The organism is Thalassospira sp. Z349TD_5, assembly GCF_056173045.1.
The window spans coordinates 941,140-958,160 of the sequence record NZ_CM149654.1; the positions used below are offsets into that span (position 1 = coordinate 941,140).

General features: G+C 53.1%; 16 protein-coding genes and 2 pseudogenes. 10 read left to right on the plus strand and 8 right to left on the minus strand.

The features are described from left to right. Window positions 1-32 precede the first annotated feature (32 nt). The 3 genes from grxD to AC0VXT_RS04155 form a co-directional block, all read right to left on the minus strand. Window positions 33-368: a Grx4 family monothiol glutaredoxin gene (gene grxD / locus AC0VXT_RS04145; protein WP_022731825.1), complete on the minus strand. Its 336-nt coding sequence runs from the start codon at window positions 366-368 to the stop codon at window positions 33-35. Between the two features lie 91 nt (window positions 369-459). Next, window positions 460-1,368 carry an EamA family transporter RarD gene (gene rarD, locus AC0VXT_RS04150; protein WP_475547622.1) on the minus strand — a complete coding sequence of 303 codons (909 nt, stop codon included), beginning with the start codon at window positions 1,366-1,368 and terminating at the stop codon, window positions 460-462. Window positions 1,369-1,585: 217 nt separating this feature from the next. Next, complete coding sequence (locus AC0VXT_RS04155; protein WP_101301983.1) at window positions 1,586-1,819, minus strand: BolA family protein; 234 nt, start codon at window positions 1,817-1,819, stop codon at window positions 1,586-1,588. A 314-nt stretch (window positions 1,820-2,133) separates the two neighbouring features. Between AC0VXT_RS04155 and AC0VXT_RS04160 the strand changes: the two genes are divergently transcribed. Continuing rightward, complete coding sequence (locus AC0VXT_RS04160) at window positions 2,134-2,628, plus strand: glyoxalase superfamily protein (RefSeq protein WP_475547623.1); 495 nt, start codon at window positions 2,134-2,136, stop codon at window positions 2,626-2,628. A gap of 180 nt (window positions 2,629-2,808) precedes the next feature. Here the strand turns inward: AC0VXT_RS04160 and AC0VXT_RS04165 are convergent. Further along, a pseudogene (locus tag AC0VXT_RS04165) lies at window positions 2,809-3,569 on the minus strand (IS5 family transposase). Between the two features lie 208 nt (window positions 3,570-3,777). Between AC0VXT_RS04165 and AC0VXT_RS04170 the strand changes: the two are divergent. Further along, window positions 3,778-4,134: a hypothetical protein gene (locus tag AC0VXT_RS04170; protein ID WP_475547624.1), complete on the plus strand. Its 357-nt coding sequence runs from the start codon at window positions 3,778-3,780 to the stop codon at window positions 4,132-4,134. Continuing rightward, window positions 4,073-4,819 (plus strand): hypothetical protein, encoded by a 747-nt coding sequence (locus AC0VXT_RS04175; RefSeq protein WP_475547625.1) that lies wholly within the window; start codon window positions 4,073-4,075, stop codon window positions 4,817-4,819. Before AC0VXT_RS04170 ends, AC0VXT_RS04175 begins: the two co-directional genes overlap by 62 nt. 6 nt (window positions 4,820-4,825) lie before the next feature. Here the strand turns inward: AC0VXT_RS04175 and moaA are convergent, their stop codons facing one another. The 3 genes from moaA to AC0VXT_RS04190 all read right to left on the minus strand — a co-directional run bounded on the left by moaA (window position 4,826) and on the right by AC0VXT_RS04190 (window position 7,265). Then, the gene (moaA, locus tag AC0VXT_RS04180) at window positions 4,826-5,824 is read right to left on the minus strand and encodes a GTP 3',8-cyclase MoaA (protein WP_475547626.1); all 999 of its coding nucleotides are present in this window, start codon (window positions 5,822-5,824) and stop codon (window positions 4,826-4,828) included. Between the two features lie 253 nt (window positions 5,825-6,077). Continuing rightward, window positions 6,078-6,896, minus strand: coding sequence for a hypothetical protein (locus AC0VXT_RS04185; RefSeq protein WP_475547627.1), 819 nt, complete (start codon window positions 6,894-6,896; stop codon window positions 6,078-6,080). Window positions 6,897-7,079: 183 nt separating this feature from the next. Next, window positions 7,080-7,265 (minus strand): DUF3553 domain-containing protein, encoded by a 186-nt coding sequence (locus tag AC0VXT_RS04190; protein ID WP_022731831.1) that lies wholly within the window; start codon window positions 7,263-7,265, stop codon window positions 7,080-7,082. A 403-nt stretch (window positions 7,266-7,668) separates the two neighbouring features. Here AC0VXT_RS04190 and AC0VXT_RS04195 point away from each other — a divergent pair, with 403 nt between their 5' ends. From AC0VXT_RS04195 to AC0VXT_RS04225, 7 genes and pseudogenes are all read left to right on the plus strand, one after another. After that, window positions 7,669-8,277 (plus strand): histidine phosphotransferase family protein, encoded by a 609-nt coding sequence (locus AC0VXT_RS04195; protein WP_475547628.1) that lies wholly within the window; start codon window positions 7,669-7,671, stop codon window positions 8,275-8,277. Between the two features lie 142 nt (window positions 8,278-8,419). Beyond that, window positions 8,420-11,090 (plus strand): annotated as a pseudogene (locus AC0VXT_RS04200) (hybrid sensor histidine kinase/response regulator). A 16-nt stretch (window positions 11,091-11,106) separates the two neighbouring features. Next, window positions 11,107-11,613: a chemotaxis protein CheW gene (locus AC0VXT_RS04205; RefSeq protein ID WP_475547629.1), complete on the plus strand. Its 507-nt coding sequence runs from the start codon at window positions 11,107-11,109 to the stop codon at window positions 11,611-11,613. Between the two features lie 85 nt (window positions 11,614-11,698). Next, the gene (locus AC0VXT_RS04210) at window positions 11,699-12,064 is read left to right on the plus strand and encodes a response regulator (protein ID WP_101301992.1); all 366 of its coding nucleotides are present in this window, start codon (window positions 11,699-11,701) and stop codon (window positions 12,062-12,064) included. A 75-nt stretch (window positions 12,065-12,139) separates the two neighbouring features. Beyond that, window positions 12,140-13,846, plus strand: a complete 1,707-nt coding sequence (locus tag AC0VXT_RS04215) for a chemotaxis protein CheB (protein WP_475547630.1) — start codon at window positions 12,140-12,142, stop codon at window positions 13,844-13,846. Between the two features lie 9 nt (window positions 13,847-13,855). Continuing rightward, the gene (locus tag AC0VXT_RS04220) at window positions 13,856-15,322 is read left to right on the plus strand and encodes a CheR family methyltransferase (protein WP_475548562.1); all 1,467 of its coding nucleotides are present in this window, start codon (window positions 13,856-13,858) and stop codon (window positions 15,320-15,322) included. 56 nt (window positions 15,323-15,378) lie between these two features. Next, window positions 15,379-16,020, plus strand: a complete 642-nt coding sequence (locus tag AC0VXT_RS04225) for a methyltransferase family protein (protein WP_475547631.1) — start codon at window positions 15,379-15,381, stop codon at window positions 16,018-16,020. A gap of 145 nt (window positions 16,021-16,165) precedes the next feature. Here the strand turns inward: AC0VXT_RS04225 and ctrA are convergent, their stop codons facing one another. Further along, complete coding sequence (gene ctrA, locus AC0VXT_RS04230; RefSeq protein ID WP_475547632.1) at window positions 16,166-16,861, minus strand: response regulator transcription factor CtrA; 696 nt, start codon at window positions 16,859-16,861, stop codon at window positions 16,166-16,168. Window positions 16,862-17,021 lie beyond the last annotated feature (160 nt).

The following is a 17,021-nucleotide window of genomic DNA, read 5'->3' on the forward strand; positions in this document are numbered from 1 at the left end:
TTTTAAATTCTTTGGGATGCCGGTCAGGTGCCTTAGGCAGCGACCGCAACGCCCTTTTCTTTAAGGTGCTGGGCCAATTCGCCCGATGCAAACATCTCACGGACGATGTCACAGCCACCAAGGAACTCGCCCTTGACGTAAAGCTGCGGAATGGTCGGCCAGTTTGAAAAGTCCTTGATGCCCTGACGGATTGCCGGGTCAACCAGAACGTTGATGTCTTTGAACTGAACACCAAGTTCAGCCATGACTTGAACAACAGCAGCAGAGAAACCACACTGCGGGAACATCGCAGTCCCCTTCATGAACACGACGATATCGTTATCGTTGATGTCCTTCTGGATACGCTCGAAAACCGGATTGTCGGTCATAATGATTGTCCTTGGCTTTGGGCGGGGATTTTTCCGCCGCGGGAATAGTTAAACTTTATGGTCGAAGATATGGCTGGAACCTGCGGTTCTGTCAACTCTTGCGGCGATTTTGGCGTGCTGTGCGCAGGTTATCCCAGCTGTAAACGCCAAGTCCGATCCATACTAGCGCGTATGTCACCATATGGGCTGTGGTGAAAGCCTCGCCAAAGACCATAACCGCGATGATGAACTGTATCGTCGGGTTGAGGTATTGCATCAAACCAAGAGCGGAAAACTTCATGTTGCGTGCGGCAAAGGCAAACAGCACAAGCGGTATCGTCGTACAGATGCCAAGCCCGATCAACAGCGCGTCCTGTTCAATCCCGATATTGCCAAATGCCAAGTCGCCGTGGCGTTGCAGCCAGACCATATAGGCCAAGGATGCTGGTGTAAGCAGGGCGCATTCAACAAAAAGACCGGCAATCGGGTCGGCTGGCACAAATTTGCGAATCACACCGTAAAAGGCAAACAGGGTAGACAGGCTGAGCGCAATCCATGGCAGGTGGCCATAAAACACCAGAAGGTTCAAAACCCCGACGGTGCAAATCGCAACCGATAGCATCTGAATCCGGTTGAGCTTTTCGCCAAAGAAAATCCGCCCCAAAATCAGCATGACCAACGGCATGATGTAATAGCCAAGGCTGGCTTCCAGCGCGTTGCCACTATTGATCGCCCAGATGTAAATCACCCAGTTTCCTGCCACCAGAAGGCTGCTGAGAAACAGTAAACCGAGTGTTCTGGATGATGAAATCAACGCCCAGAGCTGTTTACGCTTTCCCAGTGCAAACACCAGAACCAGTGTCAGGGCGGCAGACCAGATGATGCGATGGGACAGGATTTCAAGCGGCCCGGCAAAACCGACCAGTTTGAAATACAGGCCAAAGGTGCCCCAAATGATAAAAGCGCCAAGCCCGGCGAGGGGGCCTGCGCCGACTAATGCTGGTTTCTCGGTTGATGACATGGGTGTTGGGCCGTGATCCGTTAATGGGGCTGTGTCCGGCTGGCAATAACGGTCGGCCGGGATGGGGACGCAGGTTTGGTCGGGCTTTAAGACGAAGGGCGCCGAACTGTATCCGGCGCCCGTAAGCGTCTGACATAGGCCCGGTCATGGTGGCGTGGGCAGATGTCGCAAATCTTCGTCATGTTGACGATGGTGGTGGGGGGGGCGGTTTAGACGATTAGTCGGGGGCCGATGTCTGCAGCGCCAGCGCATGCAGATCGCCGCCCATTTTGCCCTTAAGCGCGGAATAGACCATCTGATGCTGGATCACGCGGGTTTTGCCGCGGAACTGCTCAGACACAACAATTGCCGCATAATGATCGCCATCGCCGCGCAAATCCTCGATGCGAACCTGTGCATCGGGCAGCGCTTCCTTGATCATGCTTTCAATTTCATAGGCTTCCATGGCCATGGCGTTTATTCCTTATGATAGATCGAATGGCAAATAAGCCAATTCGAAGGGACTTGTTTTGTTTGGTATATGTTGTTGTCCCCGGCGCTGTCAATTTCTGCGCAGCATCGATTAAGCATCATTGGTTGAAGATGCGCTATTGCTTGTGTTGCCCGCGATAATTGGCTAAACAGCCAAACAGGGTTGCGCACACCCGCCGTCCGCAAGGTTTATGCCTTTGGTAAAGTGACGCAGATGAAATGTATCGGACCCGTTTCCAGATCAGGTAACGGCCCGGCAACGCGGACGCCCGGCCTCCTGTATGGAGACGATGAATGACTTCAAATACCTTGAATATCAACCGTGCCGATATCGACACGGATGCCACCGAACAGTTCAAGACACAGGCAAAACGCCTGCGCAAAGCTCTGGCCGCACGCGATGTCTCAATCTCGCATGCCAGCTCGCTTGAACTGTTGGCGCAAAGTCATGGGTATCGTGACTGGAACACCGCGATTGCCATGGCACGGCGCAACATCCCGACCAATGTTGCCGATCTTGGCATCGGTAAACGCTTTGCCGGATCATACCTTGGCCACGCGGTCACCGGATTAATCCGCAGTGTGACCGCAACATCCGTTGGCGGTGTGTTTCGCGTCGAGGTACATCTTGATGAACCGGTTGATGTGGTCGAATCAAAACGCTTTAGCGGTTATCGCCAACGCATTGCATCACGGATCAACGAACATTGTGAGCCGGTCCTGACCAATGGCAGGTCCGGTCCGGGGCTTTCGATTGATTTGTTGCTGCGTGATCAACCTGAAGCGTAAATACGTTTTTTCTGATATTTAGGTGACAGAACTCTCCGGCAGCTTCCCAAGTTGCCGGAGTCTACGTTTTGGTGATTGATCTTGCCCTGATCTAACGCTGGACAACAAATGCTTTGCCGTCCGCGTCAAAGGTTACTAAAAAACGGGCACGAGACTCCACTGGCATTTGGGTGAACTAGGTCATGTTGACAAACTTCTGAGCCACAAGCGAACCGAACTTATGTGAATGAAGCCGAGATAGCTTTCTGCGGTTTTATCGTACCGGGTTGCCAAGCGTCGTGAGCATTTGAGCTTATTGAAGCAACGCTCAACGCGATTTCGCAAAGCATAGGTTATAGCATCGACCTCGATTGGCACTTTTCGATTGGTTTTACCTGGAATAACAGGGATGCCGCCCCGCAGATCGATCACGTTACGAATATGGTCGCTGTCATAGCCTCTATCAGCCAGAAAAACCTTGGCTTTCGGCAGGTCAGTATCCACTAGAATATCGAAGCCCTTGAAATCAGAAACTTCTCCGCCGGTTATTTCCGCCCTGACAGGCAGTCCGTGAGCGTTGGCAATGAGGTGGATCTTGGTCGTAAAGCCACCTTTTGAGCGGCCAAAACCTTCTTTTTGAGTCCCCCTTTTGCGCCTGCGGCCAAGTGATGAGCCCGGATCACAGTGCTATCGATCATTTGAACCTGATCTGGCATGGAGCCACTTTCATTAAGCGCTTCAAGCATCAACTCCCAAAGTCCCGCCAACGTCCACCTTCTGAATTGACGATAGACACTGGACCATTTGCCGAATTCTTCGGGCAGATCCCGCCACGGCGAACCAGTTCGCGCAATCCAGAAGATGGCGTCCAGAACGCGGCGATGATCTAAAGCTCGACGGCCACCACGCCCACGTATCGCCAAGAGAAAAGGCTCAAAAAACGCCCATTCCGCTTCTTCCATCAACAATCGCGCCAAGGAAACCTCCGTAAAAGTTACCTTGAATCACATTACAGATCTTTAGGGAATCCAGTTTGTCAACATTACCTAAGCTCAAACTGGGCAGGGGGTATAGTGGTTTAGGGTGGTTCCAGTTTCACCAAATTCAACTTAAAGTCGCTAATGTGAATGGTTATGAAACGCTTTTCTTCCGAAACTGTGGATGATCTCCATGTTTAACAAGAAGACTTTGTTCGTGGTTGGTGCTGGCGCTAGCTTTGAGTTTGGGTTGCCACTGGGCGACAAACTTAAGGATATTATTTCCCAGAGGTTGCGTTCTGGCGGTCATACTTTGTGGGGAGAAACTGTTTCTGACTCACAAATCACTAGACAATTAAGAACATTAGAAACTGTCGAGGATGGTGGTCGGGGACGCTATTTTGCGGCTGCAAACGAAATCAGTCGGGGATTACCTCTCGCGATAAGTATCGATAACTTTATTGACGCCCATAGGGGGAATGTTGACGTTGAGCGGTGTGGGAAAATCGCAATTTTTCACTCAATACTTCAAGCAGAAAGAGAGTTCTAAGCTCTTTTTTGAAGATGTTTTTGATGTGCGGAATATTGATGTTTCGCCATTAAAAAACTCATGGATTGTTTCGCTGTTCAGAATGGCGACTGAAGGTGTCGCAAGGGAAGAATTGAAGAAGTCATTTGAAAATCTATCATTTATCTCATTTAACTATGACAGGTGCATAGCGCACTTTTTTGAGACTGCGCTGCGCATTTATTACGGCCTTGAGCGAGAAGAAGCCGCCGAGATCGTTGGCGGCATACCAATTTTACACCCTTATGGTTCACTAGGACCTTTGGTAAACGATTCAGGAGAAAAATTAGAGTTTGGTGCTGATATTGAGCGCACGGAAACTCATAGGATTTACCAAAGAATTAGAACTTTCACAGAGCAAATTACCTCAGAAGAAACACTTCAGATTAGCAACCAATTGTCTGTGACCGAGCAACTTATTTTTGTCGGTTTCGGTTATCATAGGCAAAATTTAAAGTTATTAGAGTTCGGCCCTATTGGTCATAGGATGAAAGTTCTAGGCACAGCATATATGGTTTCGGAGCCAAATACCAAAGTCATCACGAATGAAATTAAGGGTTTACTCAGAAAAGCTCAGATGCCTCACACTTCTCAAGATCCTATCATTCGAAATGATATGGATTGTTCGCAGCTCCTCCAATCTTACCAAAGAATGTTAACATCGTAACTTGGCCTAACCGCCGGTCATGCTCATATGACGTCCAACAGCAGGTTTCTGGCCTTTGCGGTCGATGACGAAATCGTGGCCTTTGGGTTTAAGAACCATGGCGGCGTCGAGCATTTGGTTAAGCGCGCGCGGATCGCCGGTGCGAAGAGCTGCGCGCAGGTCAACATGGTCTTCCTGACCCAGACACATGTAAAGCGTGCCGGTACAGGTCACGCGCACGCGGTTGCAGCCTTCGCAGAAGTTATGCGTCAGCGGGGTGATGAAGCCCAGACGTCCGCCGGTTTCGGCCACGGTGGTATAACGGGCCGGGCCGGGGGTGACATATTCGGACGGGATCAGAGTGTATTCCTGTTCCAACCGTTCACGCACCACGGTCAGCGGCAAATATTGTTCTGTGCGGTCGCCGTCAATGTCGCCAAGCGGCATGGTTTCGATCAAACACAGATCAAATCCTTCTTTGCCACACCACGCAACAAGGCGTGACATTTCGTCTTCGTTGAAATTGCGAAGGGCGACGGTATTGATCTTGATGTGAATGCCGGCCTGTTTGGCGGCTTCCAGCCCGGCCAGCACCTGTTCAAGGCGGCCACGGCGGGTGATTTCGGTGAATTTCTGTGAATCGAGGCTATCGAGCGAGATGTTAAGCCGTTTGACGCCAAGCCGGGCCAGATCATCGGCATAGGTCGCAAGCTGACTGCCATTGGTGGTCATGGTCAATTCATCGAGCGCGCCGGTTTTAAGATGGCGCGACAGATCAGCAATCAAATCCATGATGCCACGACGCACCAGTGGTTCGCCGCCTGTCAGGCGCAGTTTGCGCACACCGCGATTGATAAAAGCCGTGCAGAGCTGATCGAGTTCTTCGAGTGAAAGAACTTCTGATTTTGGCAGAAACGTCATGTTTTCCGCCATGCAATAGGTGCAGCGGAAATCGCAGCGATCGGTTACCGAAACGCGCAGGTAGGAAACATGGCGGCCATATTTATCGATCAGCGGTGTTGTCATGGCTTGGGGCTCAGCACTGTTCGTTTGTTTAAAATACAATCTTCGGGACGCTGACTGTTGCATAGCAGACCCGGTTTTGACCAGTCTGTTTCAATCGCGTCCGATCACCTTTCCGTCAGGTGGGATATCATCATATACCACACGACACGGGGACGAAAAAACCGCGCCCAACATATCGGACGCGGCTTTTGTATGCTGTTTGCGGGTAACCGTGGGGTAACGGCATTTCTGCCTTGGCGCGCGTCAAATGGCGTTAGCCTTCCTTTTTGAGCACGGCATAGTCGTTCTCAATCGCCTTAACCACGGTACGCAGGGTCGCGACATTTTCACTGCCAAGCTTTGCCACCAGTTCAGCCGAATGTTCCGGCACAGAAAGGGTTTCGCGCACATCGCGGAACAGGGCATGGAGCATCAGAATGCAATGAGTTTCGGTGAAGGTCCAATTGCCGCTACCTGACGGAAGGTTGTCATTGACCAACTGCAACAGCCATTTTTTACGATGCTCGTAATTCTTGAAATGCAGGGCCATGCGGGCAAAGACCAGATTGATGCGCAACGCAACAGCAGGTTCCTTGGCCAGATGGTCCCAATATTCAGTCGGATCACGCAGTTCATCGTCTTCATCGGCGTGGGCTTCGATGATGGCGTGGATTTCGCCGTCAATTTCCTGAAGCATATCCATGCCGACCATCATGCGGATGACCTTGAAGAAGGGCTGCAGGATGCTGCGCGACAATGCACCATGTTCAAGGTCACCGGCCTCGCCACCTTCGAGAAGGTATTCAAAGCGGCTGACCAAAAGGCGGCCGAATGGATCGTGGCGCACCGCAGCCTTTTCGCGGGCCTTGATCGATTCCATGTCGCTTTCAAGCACGGACCATGCCCCGTCAAACAGGTTTTCCTGATCGCGCAGGCTGTCAACGGCTTTTAGAATTTGTTCTTCGGTAAGCACACCGCCATGGTCTCGGGCATGATGCACCAGCCCCTGGGCAAAATGTTCCAGCACAGAAAAGGCGGCGACGTGGTGGCGCTGCTTAAAGCTGTCACGTGGTGGTTTGTTGACTGCAATCATAAAGCTGTCCAGACCTCGGTTAAGACGGTTGCGCAGATGAATGGTGCATTTATCTTGTCAGAATAAGCCCATTTAATACGCGGAATTCATTAATAATTTAGTGTCAGCAATTCACATGCCAAGGGGCAGCGTAATCAGGGCTTTATGATGTGCCCAAATGTGGCGATCCGGATCGGGGCTACACTATTCGTAATCGATTGCCGCCTCGACAATTTCCAGAACGACATGGCGCGGGCGAATAATCTGACGCCCGGCTTCTTCGAAATTAACCGCGATGCGATCCCCATCAACGGCCTGAATGCGGCCCAGCCCCCAATCGGGTTGATTGGGGTGGCGAACGATGGTGCCGGGTGTTAGCAAAAAATCCATGGGGTACTCTGTCTGCCGTGTCTATGGTTTCTATATAGGCTCATCATGCCGGGGACACAAATCAACACATAAATCAGGGTATGATGAAAATGCAGATTGCCCAAACAGGCAAGCACGACTTGCGCTGTTTGGGGCATTTAATACATGGGCGGCAAAATTTGCCGGGTGGTGCGGCGTCGCAGACGGGCCGGTTCTCAACTGCAATGATCTTGATGAATGCAGGATGCGTTCAACCTATCAAGCTGTAAATTTCGTATTGGCTAAATAAGCTCTTAACATATCAGGGGCAATCTTGGCGCTTCGTAGCAGGTCGTGTGTCCGTCTTGACCGGTTATGGAAACGGGCATTGTGTTTGGGGACGCAATGCGGTGAACAGAAAAAAACACCTTGGAGTACCGCCGCAATGGATGATGACATCGCCCTTGAGATGACGCTGATCGAGTTGATCAGTTCGCGCATTTGTCATGACCTTGTCGGGCCGGTTGGTGCGGTAAATGCCGGGGCCGAACTGATGGGCGAAGAAGGTGTTTCCGATGACGAAGCACTGGCGTTGATGCGCAAAAGCGGGCTTGAAGCTGCACGGCGCCTGCAATTGTTCCGTCTGGCATTTGGTCGGGCAGGCAACAGTGTTGATACCGCCTCTATGCGCGATGCTGCGCGCAATGCTTATGAGGCGGAAGGCAAGGTGACGCTTGACTGGCAGGACCTTGCATTTGATCCATCGCATGGACGTGTTGTTTTGAATATGGTCATGCTGGCCCGTGAGGCATTGCCGTTCGGTGGGGCAATCTCTGTTACGCACGACTCCGGTGGTCGCACAACGGTCCGTGCAGAAGGCAAGCGCGCGGCATTACGTGCCGAAGTGATGAATGTGCTTGAAAACGAAGTATCTGCAGATGAGCTTGATCCGCGCACTGTGCATGGGTTTTTCGTCAGAAACCTGGCGAAACGTTCCGGCGGGGCGCTTTCGGTCTTGCAACAGGAAGCAAATATTGCATTGATCTATGTATAAAAAATTGACCTGCGGGTCTGGTAATCCGTTGTGGTAGCTTCTACGTAAGTAACCGACGTAATGTGTGTTTCTTGCTGTTTGGGCATTAATGGGAGTTCCGGTTCCGGCAAACGGTTGATTGTTGGAGTTTTGGAGGGGGTATATGGACGATCTTTTAAGTGAATTTCTGACCGAGACTTCGGAAAGCCTTTCGACGCTTGACGTCGAGCTGGTGAAGCTTGAACAGAACCCGAATGATCCTGATATTTTGTCCAACATTTTCCGTTTGGTGCATACCATCAAAGGGACGTGCGGATTTCTTGGCCTGCCGCGACTGGAAGCTGTCGCGCATGCTGGCGAGAACGTGCTGGGGAAAATTCGTGATGGTGAGCTGATTGTGACACCGCCTGCGGTGACGCTGGTGCTGGAATCCATCGATACCATTAAATATTTGCTCGGCGAGCTTGAACAGAACGAAGCAGAGCCGGACGGCAATGACGCCGATCTGATTGCGCGCCTGAACCATTTTGCCGATACCGGCACGATCATGGGCGGGGACGCTGCACCGGCGGCGGCGGTTGAAGAAGCGCCTGCCGATGACGCGCCTGAGATGACCGATGACGAACGTTTGCAGGCCATCTTTGACGCGACAGAAGTTGACCCGGAAGTTGCCGAACCAGAAGCACCTGCACCAGCGGCGGCTCCGCCGGCTGCGGCCAAATCACAGGCAGTAGCCGCCCCCGCCAAGGCAGCCGGTCCGAAAGCCGAAGCACCGCGTGCCGAAGCCAAGGAAAGTTCGGTTGCGGCCCAGACGATCCGCGTGAACGTTGAATTGCTTGAGAACCTGATGACGCTGGTTTCCGAGCTTGTCCTGACCCGTAACCAGCTTTTGCAGATGGTGCGCGGCAAGGACGACAGCGAATTTACCGTGCCGTTGCAGCGCCTGTCACACATCACGACCGACCTTCAGGAAGGCGTGATGAAGACCCGTATGCAGCCAATCGGCAATGCCTGGGCCAAACTGCCGCGTATTGTTCGCGATCTGGCGCTTGAGATGAACAAGAAAATTGATCTGCAGATGATCGGTGCCGATACGGAACTTGACCGTCAGGTGCTTGAGCTTATCAAGGATCCTTTGACCCACATGGTACGGAACTCTGCCGACCACGGGCTGGAAGATATTCCGGGCCGTCGTGAAGTTGGCAAGCCTGAAACCGGTACGGTCACGCTGAACGCCTATCACGAGGGTGGCCATATCATCATCGAGATTTCCGATGATGGTCGTGGTCTGAACCTTGAACGGATCAAGGCCAAAGCCATCACCAACGGTCTGGCGACCGAGAGTGAGCTGGAAAGCATGGGCGACCAGCAGATCCAGCAGTTCATTTTCAAAGCCGGTTTCTCGACCGCGGAAAAAGTCACATCGGTTTCGGGACGTGGTGTGGGTATGGACGTTGTTCGTACCAACATCGAAAAAATCGGTGGTACGGTTGAACTGAAATCGGTCGAAGGCCGTGGGTTGACCTTTATCATTAAAATCCCGCTGACGCTGGCGATTGTCTCGGCCCTGATCGTTGAAAGCGGCGGCGAACGTTTCGCCATCCCGCAGATCAGCGTTCTGGAGCTTGTTCGTGCATCGAACAATTCCGAACATTCCATCGAACGCATTCACGACACCCCGGTGTTGCGTCTGCGCAATCGTCTTCTTCCTCTGGTCACGCTCAAGAAAATTCTTGGGCTTGATACCACCGAGGAGGCCGATGACGGTGTTGATGAAGAAGCCTTCATCGTTGTTGCTCAGGTCGGGACATATTCATTCGGTATTATTGTCGATCGCGTGTTTGACACCGAGGAAATCGTGGTCAAACCGGTTGCACCGATCCTGCGTGATCTGTCGCTGTTCTCGGGCAATACCATCCTTGGGGATGGTAGCGTGATCATGATCCTTGACCCGAATGGCATTGCCAACCGCACCGGCGAAATCACCGTTGGGGATTCGCAAGGTGTCGAAGGCAAGGCCAAAGCCGACGCGTCCGATGGTGAAACCACCTCGATGCTGGTGTTCCGGGCCGGGGGCAATGAAGTCCGCGCCGTACCGCTTGCACTGGTGGCGCGTCTTGAGGAAATCGATGTCGAGAACATCGAACATTCCAATGGCCGTCCGCTGGTTCAGTATCGTGGCAAGCTGATGCCGCTGGTCTTTATTGACGGTGGCTATCAGATGAAGACCGAAGGTCGCCAGCCGACCCTTGTCTTCCAGGATCGCGAACGGACCATGGGGCTTGTGGTCGAACGAGATTGTTGATATCGTCGATGACGTGCTGAATGTTGAATTGACAGCGGATCAGGATGGTCTGGTTGGCTCGGCCGTGATTGACGGCAAGGCAACCGATCTGATCGATGCGGGGTATTATCTTGAACTGGCCTTTAGTGACTGGTTCGGGACAGAGGAAACTGGCGGCGAGAAGAAGCGTGTTCTTCTGATCGACGACAGCCCGTTCTTCCGTAACCTTCTGACGCCGATGCTTTCGGTTGCCGGGTTCCGTGTGACGGCCCTTGAAAATGCCGAGCAGGCCATGGAACTTAAAAACCGTGGCGAAGTCTTTGATGCGATCATCAGTGATATCGAAATGCCCGGTATGAACGGCTTTGAGTTTGCTGAAGCATTGCAGAATGACGAGCTTTGGGGCGAGACTCCGATCATTGCCCTGTCGTCGCATACGAAAGACGAAGATTTCGAGCGCGGTCGCCAGGTTGGCTTCAGCGATTATGTGGCCAAATTTGACCGTGATGCGCTTGTCTCGACCTTGATCCAGACATTGAGCACCATTTAATCGGGAGATTTTCCAAATGAGTGACAATAAGGCACTTGTCCCGAGCCATGAACGTGGGGCAGCTCTTGATCTTCGCGGTGACACCAAGGATTTTGTCACCGCGTATATCGGCAAACAGCTTTTCGGTATTCCGGTTCTGACGGTTCAGGATGTTTTGGGGCCGCAGCGTATTACGCGCATTCCACTTGCACCGCCCGAAGTTGCGGGGTCGCTGAACCTGCGCGGGCGTATCGTTACCGCGATTGACGTGCGCAAACGTTTGGGGCTTCGTGACAAAGACGACGAAGATCCGGGCATGAGCATCGTTGTTGATCAAGGCGGCGAACTTTACAGTTTGATGGTTGATCAGGTGGGAGAAGTTCTAAGCGTGCCGAGAAAGGCGTTTGAACAGAACCCGGCAACCCTTGATGCGCGCTGGCGGGAATTTTCCGATGGAATTTTCCGGCTTGATAAAAAGCTTTTGGTTATTCTTGATGTGACGCGACTGCTTGATTTTAATGCTGCAGTAAAGCAGGCTGTCTGATCTTGGATACTGTGCCGGACGCCTTAATGCGTCCGGTGCGATGCCGTTCTTGGCTTAACGACCTAGAAACACGAGAAGGAAGTCGATGAAGAGTTGTCTCGTCGTCGATGATTCAAAAGTCATCCGAATGGTCGCGCGCCGCATCCTCGAAGAAATGAGCTTCGAGGTTGTTGAAGCAGTCGATGGTCAGGAGGCACTTGAAAAGTGCCTTGAAGATATGCCCGACGCGGTGCTGCTTGATTGGAACATGCCGATCAAAAGCGGGATTGATTTCCTGCGGGAACTTCGGGCATCCCCGGGTGGGGATGAGCCGGTGGTTGTCTTCTGCACGACAGAAAACGATCTGGAGCATATTCAGGAAGCCATTACAGCCGGCGCGAATGAGTACATCATGAAACCGTTCGACAGCGAGATCATTCAGGCAAAATTTGAACAGGTTGGTCTGATTTAGATCGCCTGTTTTGGTGTTGCCGTCTTGGCAACCTGTCCTTGATCTCCTGAGAAGTTCTAGCGGGGATGCTGCTACGTGGAAGAAGTGCCTGTCCATTCGCCTTACAAAGTCCTGATTGTCGATGACTCCGCGATTGTGCGGGGGCTTGTGACACGCATGATGGCCGAGGACGACGAAATCAACGTCGTAGGCTCGGTCAATAATGGTGAAGAAGCCCTTGCGGTCATGGAAGGCGGTGGCATTGAGGTCGTGGTTCTCGACATCGAGATGCCGGTGATGGACGGACTGACGGCCTTGCCAAAACTGTTGGAAATTGACCCGACAGTGCGGGTGATCATGGCTTCCACCCTGACCAAGCGGAATGCCGACATCAGTTTTCAGGCAATGACCCTTGGCGCGGTTGACTACATTCCCAAACCCAGTTCAGCAAAAGACCTCAATGTCGGCGAAGGCTTCCGGGCTGAACTTCTCGACAAGGTGAAGGCATGGGCCGAGCAGCGTCGCAAGATGCTCGAAGTCGAGGAAGCACATGCTCTCGCCCGCGCCGAGGAAGACGCGGCATTAGAGGCGGCTGCGGAGCACCCCGTTGAGGCTGATCCACAGGCACCCCAAGATCCTGAAGCCGGGGAGGATGCCGCCGCCGGTACTCCTACTTCGGATGACAAGCACGATAAGGATCAGGCACCGTTCCGTGCTCAAATGTCGGTCGAGCATCAGCAGATGCAAAAAGTCGGACGTATTCAGCGCAAACGTTTTACCGCCGAATTGCGGCCGCGTCCGATGCAGCAGCATCCGCGTCCGCAACAGGTGCAAATGCGCCCAACGCCGCAAACACCAGCCCAGCCTGCACCTTCGTCGCAATCACCGCAGTCTGCTCGCGCAGTCGATCCGGGCCAGCGTGCGGCGACAGTGCCGGGAAATCCGCGCGTGCAAGGTGCGCCGCGTGATCCCGGGGGGCTTATTCGCGATGCCGCCATTGCTGTCGGAAATACGGCGGGCAGGGCTGCCGTTGCCAAACCGGCCATGCCCGGAAAACCGAGTGTTCCAGCCACGGCCAAGCCATCGGCAACCCCGGCCGCAAAAGCGCCAAGTGGGTCCGCACCCAAACAACAACGGCCAAACACAGCGCGCGGGTCTTCTGCCCCTGCGCCGACAAGGACGCGTGTTGGTGGCGGCAAGGCCGTATCGTTGTTGCCGGAAAAACGTCTGAACGTTGAAGTGATTGCCATCGGCAGTTCGACCGGGGGGCCGCAAGCATTGTTTGAAGTGTTGCGCGGGCTTGCCGGTGTGCGTCAGCCAATCTTCATTACCCAGCATATGCCTGCGACCTTTACGACGATTTTAGCCGAACATATCACCCGCCTGACTGGACTTAAGTGTCAGGAAGGTCAAAATGGGATGCCTATTGTTGGCGGACAGGTTTATCTTGCGCCGGGTGATTACCACATGACAGTGGAAGGGCGCGGTGCGTCGCGCCATATCAAGCTGAACCAAAATCCACCAGAAAACTTCTGCCGCCCGTCGGTCGATCCGATGTTGCGCAGTATCGTTGAAAGTTATGGTGGAAATATTCTGACCGCGATACTGACCGGAATGGGACAGGATGGTATGCTTGGTGGACGTGCTGTTGTCGGTGCCGGGGGAATGGTTGTGGCGCAAGACGAACAAAGCAGTGTTGTATGGGGGATGCCAGGTGCAGCAGCGCATGCTGGTATCTGTTCTGCTGTTCTGCCGGTCGGCGGGATTGCGGCCTATATTAAAAAATTCGCGGGGGGTCGTTAACCCACAATGATGAAGCCGGAAGACTTCGATTTCGTAAGCAGACTGATAAAGTCAAAGTCCGGGCTCGTTCTGAGTGAGGACAAGACTTATCTGCTCGAAAGCCGGCTGATGCCGATTGCGCGTAAGCGCGGCATGAAAGATTTGGGCGAGTTGATCGGTGCCATGCGCGGCGGCGACCGCCAACTGGTTGAAGATGTCGTCGATGCGATGACAACCAATGAAAGCTTCTTTTTCCGCGATACCAAACCATTCGATCAGTTCCGGCATGTTGTTCTGCCACATATGATCAAGGCGCGTGCGTCGAAACGTCATTTGCGTATCTGGTGTGCTGCGGCGTCTTCGGGGCAGGAACCCTATTCGCTGGCGATGATTTTGGATGAATTCAAAAGCCAGCTTTCGGGATGGCGTGTTGAAATTATCGGAACCGATATCTCGCGCGAGATTTTGACCAAGGCACGGGCAGGGATGTATTCCCAGTTCGAAGTCCAAAGGGGCCTTCCGATCAATCTTCTGGTTAAATATTTCCAGAAAAAAGAAGACCAGTGGCAGATTTCAGCCGATATCCGGTCCAAGGTTCAGTACAAGGAATTCAACCTTCTGGAAGATTTCCGTCCGCTGGGGCAGTTCGATATTGTCTATTGCCGTAACGTGTTGATCTATTTTGACCAACCGACCAAAAGCGATGTTCTTGCCCGCGTTTCGGCATTGATGCCAGATGACGGTTTCCTGTTCCTTGGTGGTGCGGAAACGGTTCTGGGTATTTCAGATAAGTTCAAACCGCTCGCACGTCAGCGCGGCATTTATCAGCTCAACCGTCCGGGCGCACCGGAAGTTGATCTGACAGCACTTGAAAAAGCACAGGCCGGTGGGACTGCTGCGGCATCAAGTGGTGCTGCAACCGGTGGCCTGACCTTCCAAAAGCCCAAGCATATGCAAACTGCGGCAGGTGCGGCGACCGGGACGGCTGCCCGTCCGGCGGCACCGGGTGCGGCAGGCGCGACGACCACCCGCCCCACAACAAGTTCCACGACCGCACGTCCGTTTGGCACCGCCGGTACGACTGGCACAGGAGCACGTCCGGGGACGACAGGGACAACCGGAACAACTGCACGTCCTAGTACAACAGGGACAACCGGAACAGCGGCGCGTCCGGGAACGTCGGGCACGACCACCCGTCCATCTGGGATCGGGACAACCGGTACAGGTAGTTCGTTCAGTAAGCCGTCAGGTTCGACTGGTACGGGTTCTACAGCACGGCCGGGATCAACAGGAACGACCGGGACGGGGTCGACGGGTTCTACCTATCGTCGGCCGCTTGGCACCGCAGGAACCGGTACAACCGGTACTGGTGCTGGTGGCAGTACGCCGCCGCGGCCCTCAAGCGGGACGGGGAATACAGGTGGTGCCGGCGGGACGACCCGCCCGTCATCGACCTATGATCGGTCCCGTTTCGGGAAACCGGACGACAAAAAATAACCGACAGCCGGTTCATTGCCGACTGTTCGGTGATGAACTGAAAGTCGGAAACGAATATGATTTCTTCTTCCACTACCGCAGCACCGCGCAAGGCGTTAACCGATCTGCAACGTCGTCGTAAGTTGGCGATCAGCTGTCTTTCTGTCCTCATGATAGGTGCATTGCCCCTGATACAGTCAAATGCTGCTGTGGGGATGTTTGCCCATGAAGCTGTTGAAACCGCCGGGGTGCTTTTGATTGCGATTGCCATTCTGGGGCGGGCATGGTGCACGCTTTATATTGGAGGCCGAAAGGCTCAGGAACTTACCGATAGCGGACCCTATTCACTAAGTCGCAATCCGCTTTATGTTTTCAGTTTTATTGGTGCGGCGGGGATTGGTGCGCAGACCGGCAGTCTTTTGATGACACTGTTGTTTGTTCTGGTGGCTATTGCTGTGTTTTTACCCGTGATCCTGCGTGAAGAACGCGCCTTGGCTGAAATTTTTGGCAATGCGTTTGTTGCGTATCAGGCTGACGTGCCGCGTTTCGGTCCACGGTTTTCAGCATGGCAAGATATGGAAACACTTAATATTCGACCCAAACTTTTGTGGCGGACACTTTGTGATGGCTTGGTGTTTTTGATGGTGGTGCCACTGTTTCAATTGATCGACTGGCTGCAGGTAAGCGGGATCGTTCACCCGATTGTTCATCTGCCCTAAAGTCGGTCGGAGTTCGGGGCCATCTTGGGCCTAATGCAATATGGTCCAGATACAAAAACGCCCCGGTGCAGATCCGGGGCGTTTTTTGATTACGGGTACTCGTGCAACGTTTCCCAGCACCATCGTGCTTTGGGAAAGGGCAAGATCAGGCCGCAGCGCTGTTGGTGTCAGGATCGCGCAGGACATAGCCCCGGCCCCAAACCGTATGGATGTAGTTGTCGCCTTTGGTTGCAGACTGAATTTTCTTACGCAGTTTGCAGACAAAAACGTCAATAATCTTGAGTTCCGGCTCATCCATGCCACCATACAGGTGGTTGAGGAACATTTCCTTGGTCAGTGTCGTGCCTTTACGCAGCGACAGCAATTCAAGAATGCCATATTCCTTACCGGTCAGATGCAGCGGTGATCCGTCAACATCGACAGTACGAGCATCCAGGTTCACATTGAGTTTTCCGGTCGCAATCATCGACTGGGCATGGCCACGTGAACGGCGAACAATTGCCTGTACGCGTGCCAGAAGTTCGGTTTTTTCGAACGGCTTGGTAAGATAGTCATCAGCGCCAAACCCAAGGCCTTTGACCTTGTCTTCGGTTTCCGTCAGCCCCGAAAGGATAAGAACCGGGGTGTCAACGCGTGCATCGCGTAAACGTTTGAGGACCTCGTAGCCATCAATATCTGGCAGCATCAGGTCCAACAGAATAATGTCGTAGTCATAAAGTTTACCGATCTCAAGGCCATCTTCGCCAAGGTCGGTTGTATCGATTACCATGCCTTCAGACTTGAGCATCAGCTCAATGCTGTCAGCATAGGTGTTGTCATCCTCAACCAGCAGCACCCGCATGTTTCTGCTCCGTTACCGTGTTCCGCAATAAGTCCGTGTTTATCCGGTTATTCGACAAGCGCCCCAACGATTGTCGGTTGGGAAATTTTATCCCATTCCGTTAACGATACGTTGCTTTGCGACTCGTGGCAAGCAGGCGAGTCGCATCTTGTTAACTTTT

Bases quoted from the DNA above. Each gene is read 5' to 3' on its own strand.
- grxD (WP_022731825.1), bottom strand. From the start codon at position 368: ATGACCGACAATCCGGTTTTCGAGCGTATCCAGAAGGACATCAACGAT.
- rarD (WP_475547622.1), bottom strand. From the start codon at position 1,368: ATGTCATCAACCGAGAAACCAGCATTAGTCGGCGCAGGCCCCCTCGCC.
- AC0VXT_RS04155 (WP_101301983.1), bottom strand. From the start codon at position 1,819: ATGGCCATGGAAGCCTATGAAATTGAAAGCATGATCAAGGAAGCGCTG.
- AC0VXT_RS04160 (WP_475547623.1), top strand. From the start codon at position 2,134: ATGACTTCAAATACCTTGAATATCAACCGTGCCGATATCGACACGGAT.
- AC0VXT_RS04170 (WP_475547624.1), top strand. From the start codon at position 3,778: ATGTTTAACAAGAAGACTTTGTTCGTGGTTGGTGCTGGCGCTAGCTTT.
- moaA (WP_475547626.1), bottom strand. From the start codon at position 5,824: ATGACAACACCGCTGATCGATAAATATGGCCGCCATGTTTCCTACCTG.
- AC0VXT_RS04185 (WP_475547627.1), bottom strand. From the start codon at position 6,896: ATGATTGCAGTCAACAAACCACCACGTGACAGCTTTAAGCAGCGCCAC.
- AC0VXT_RS04190 (WP_022731831.1), bottom strand. From the start codon at position 7,265: ATGGATTTTTTGCTAACACCCGGCACCATCGTTCGCCACCCCAATCAA.
- AC0VXT_RS04195 (WP_475547628.1), top strand. From the start codon at position 7,669: ATGGATGATGACATCGCCCTTGAGATGACGCTGATCGAGTTGATCAGT.
- AC0VXT_RS04205 (WP_475547629.1), top strand. From the start codon at position 11,107: ATGAGTGACAATAAGGCACTTGTCCCGAGCCATGAACGTGGGGCAGCT.
- AC0VXT_RS04210 (WP_101301992.1), top strand. From the start codon at position 11,699: ATGAAGAGTTGTCTCGTCGTCGATGATTCAAAAGTCATCCGAATGGTC.
- AC0VXT_RS04220 (WP_475548562.1), top strand. From the start codon at position 13,856: ATGAAGCCGGAAGACTTCGATTTCGTAAGCAGACTGATAAAGTCAAAG.
- AC0VXT_RS04225 (WP_475547631.1), top strand. From the start codon at position 15,379: ATGATTTCTTCTTCCACTACCGCAGCACCGCGCAAGGCGTTAACCGAT.
- ctrA (WP_475547632.1), bottom strand. From the start codon at position 16,861: ATGCGGGTGCTGCTGGTTGAGGATGACAACACCTATGCTGACAGCATT.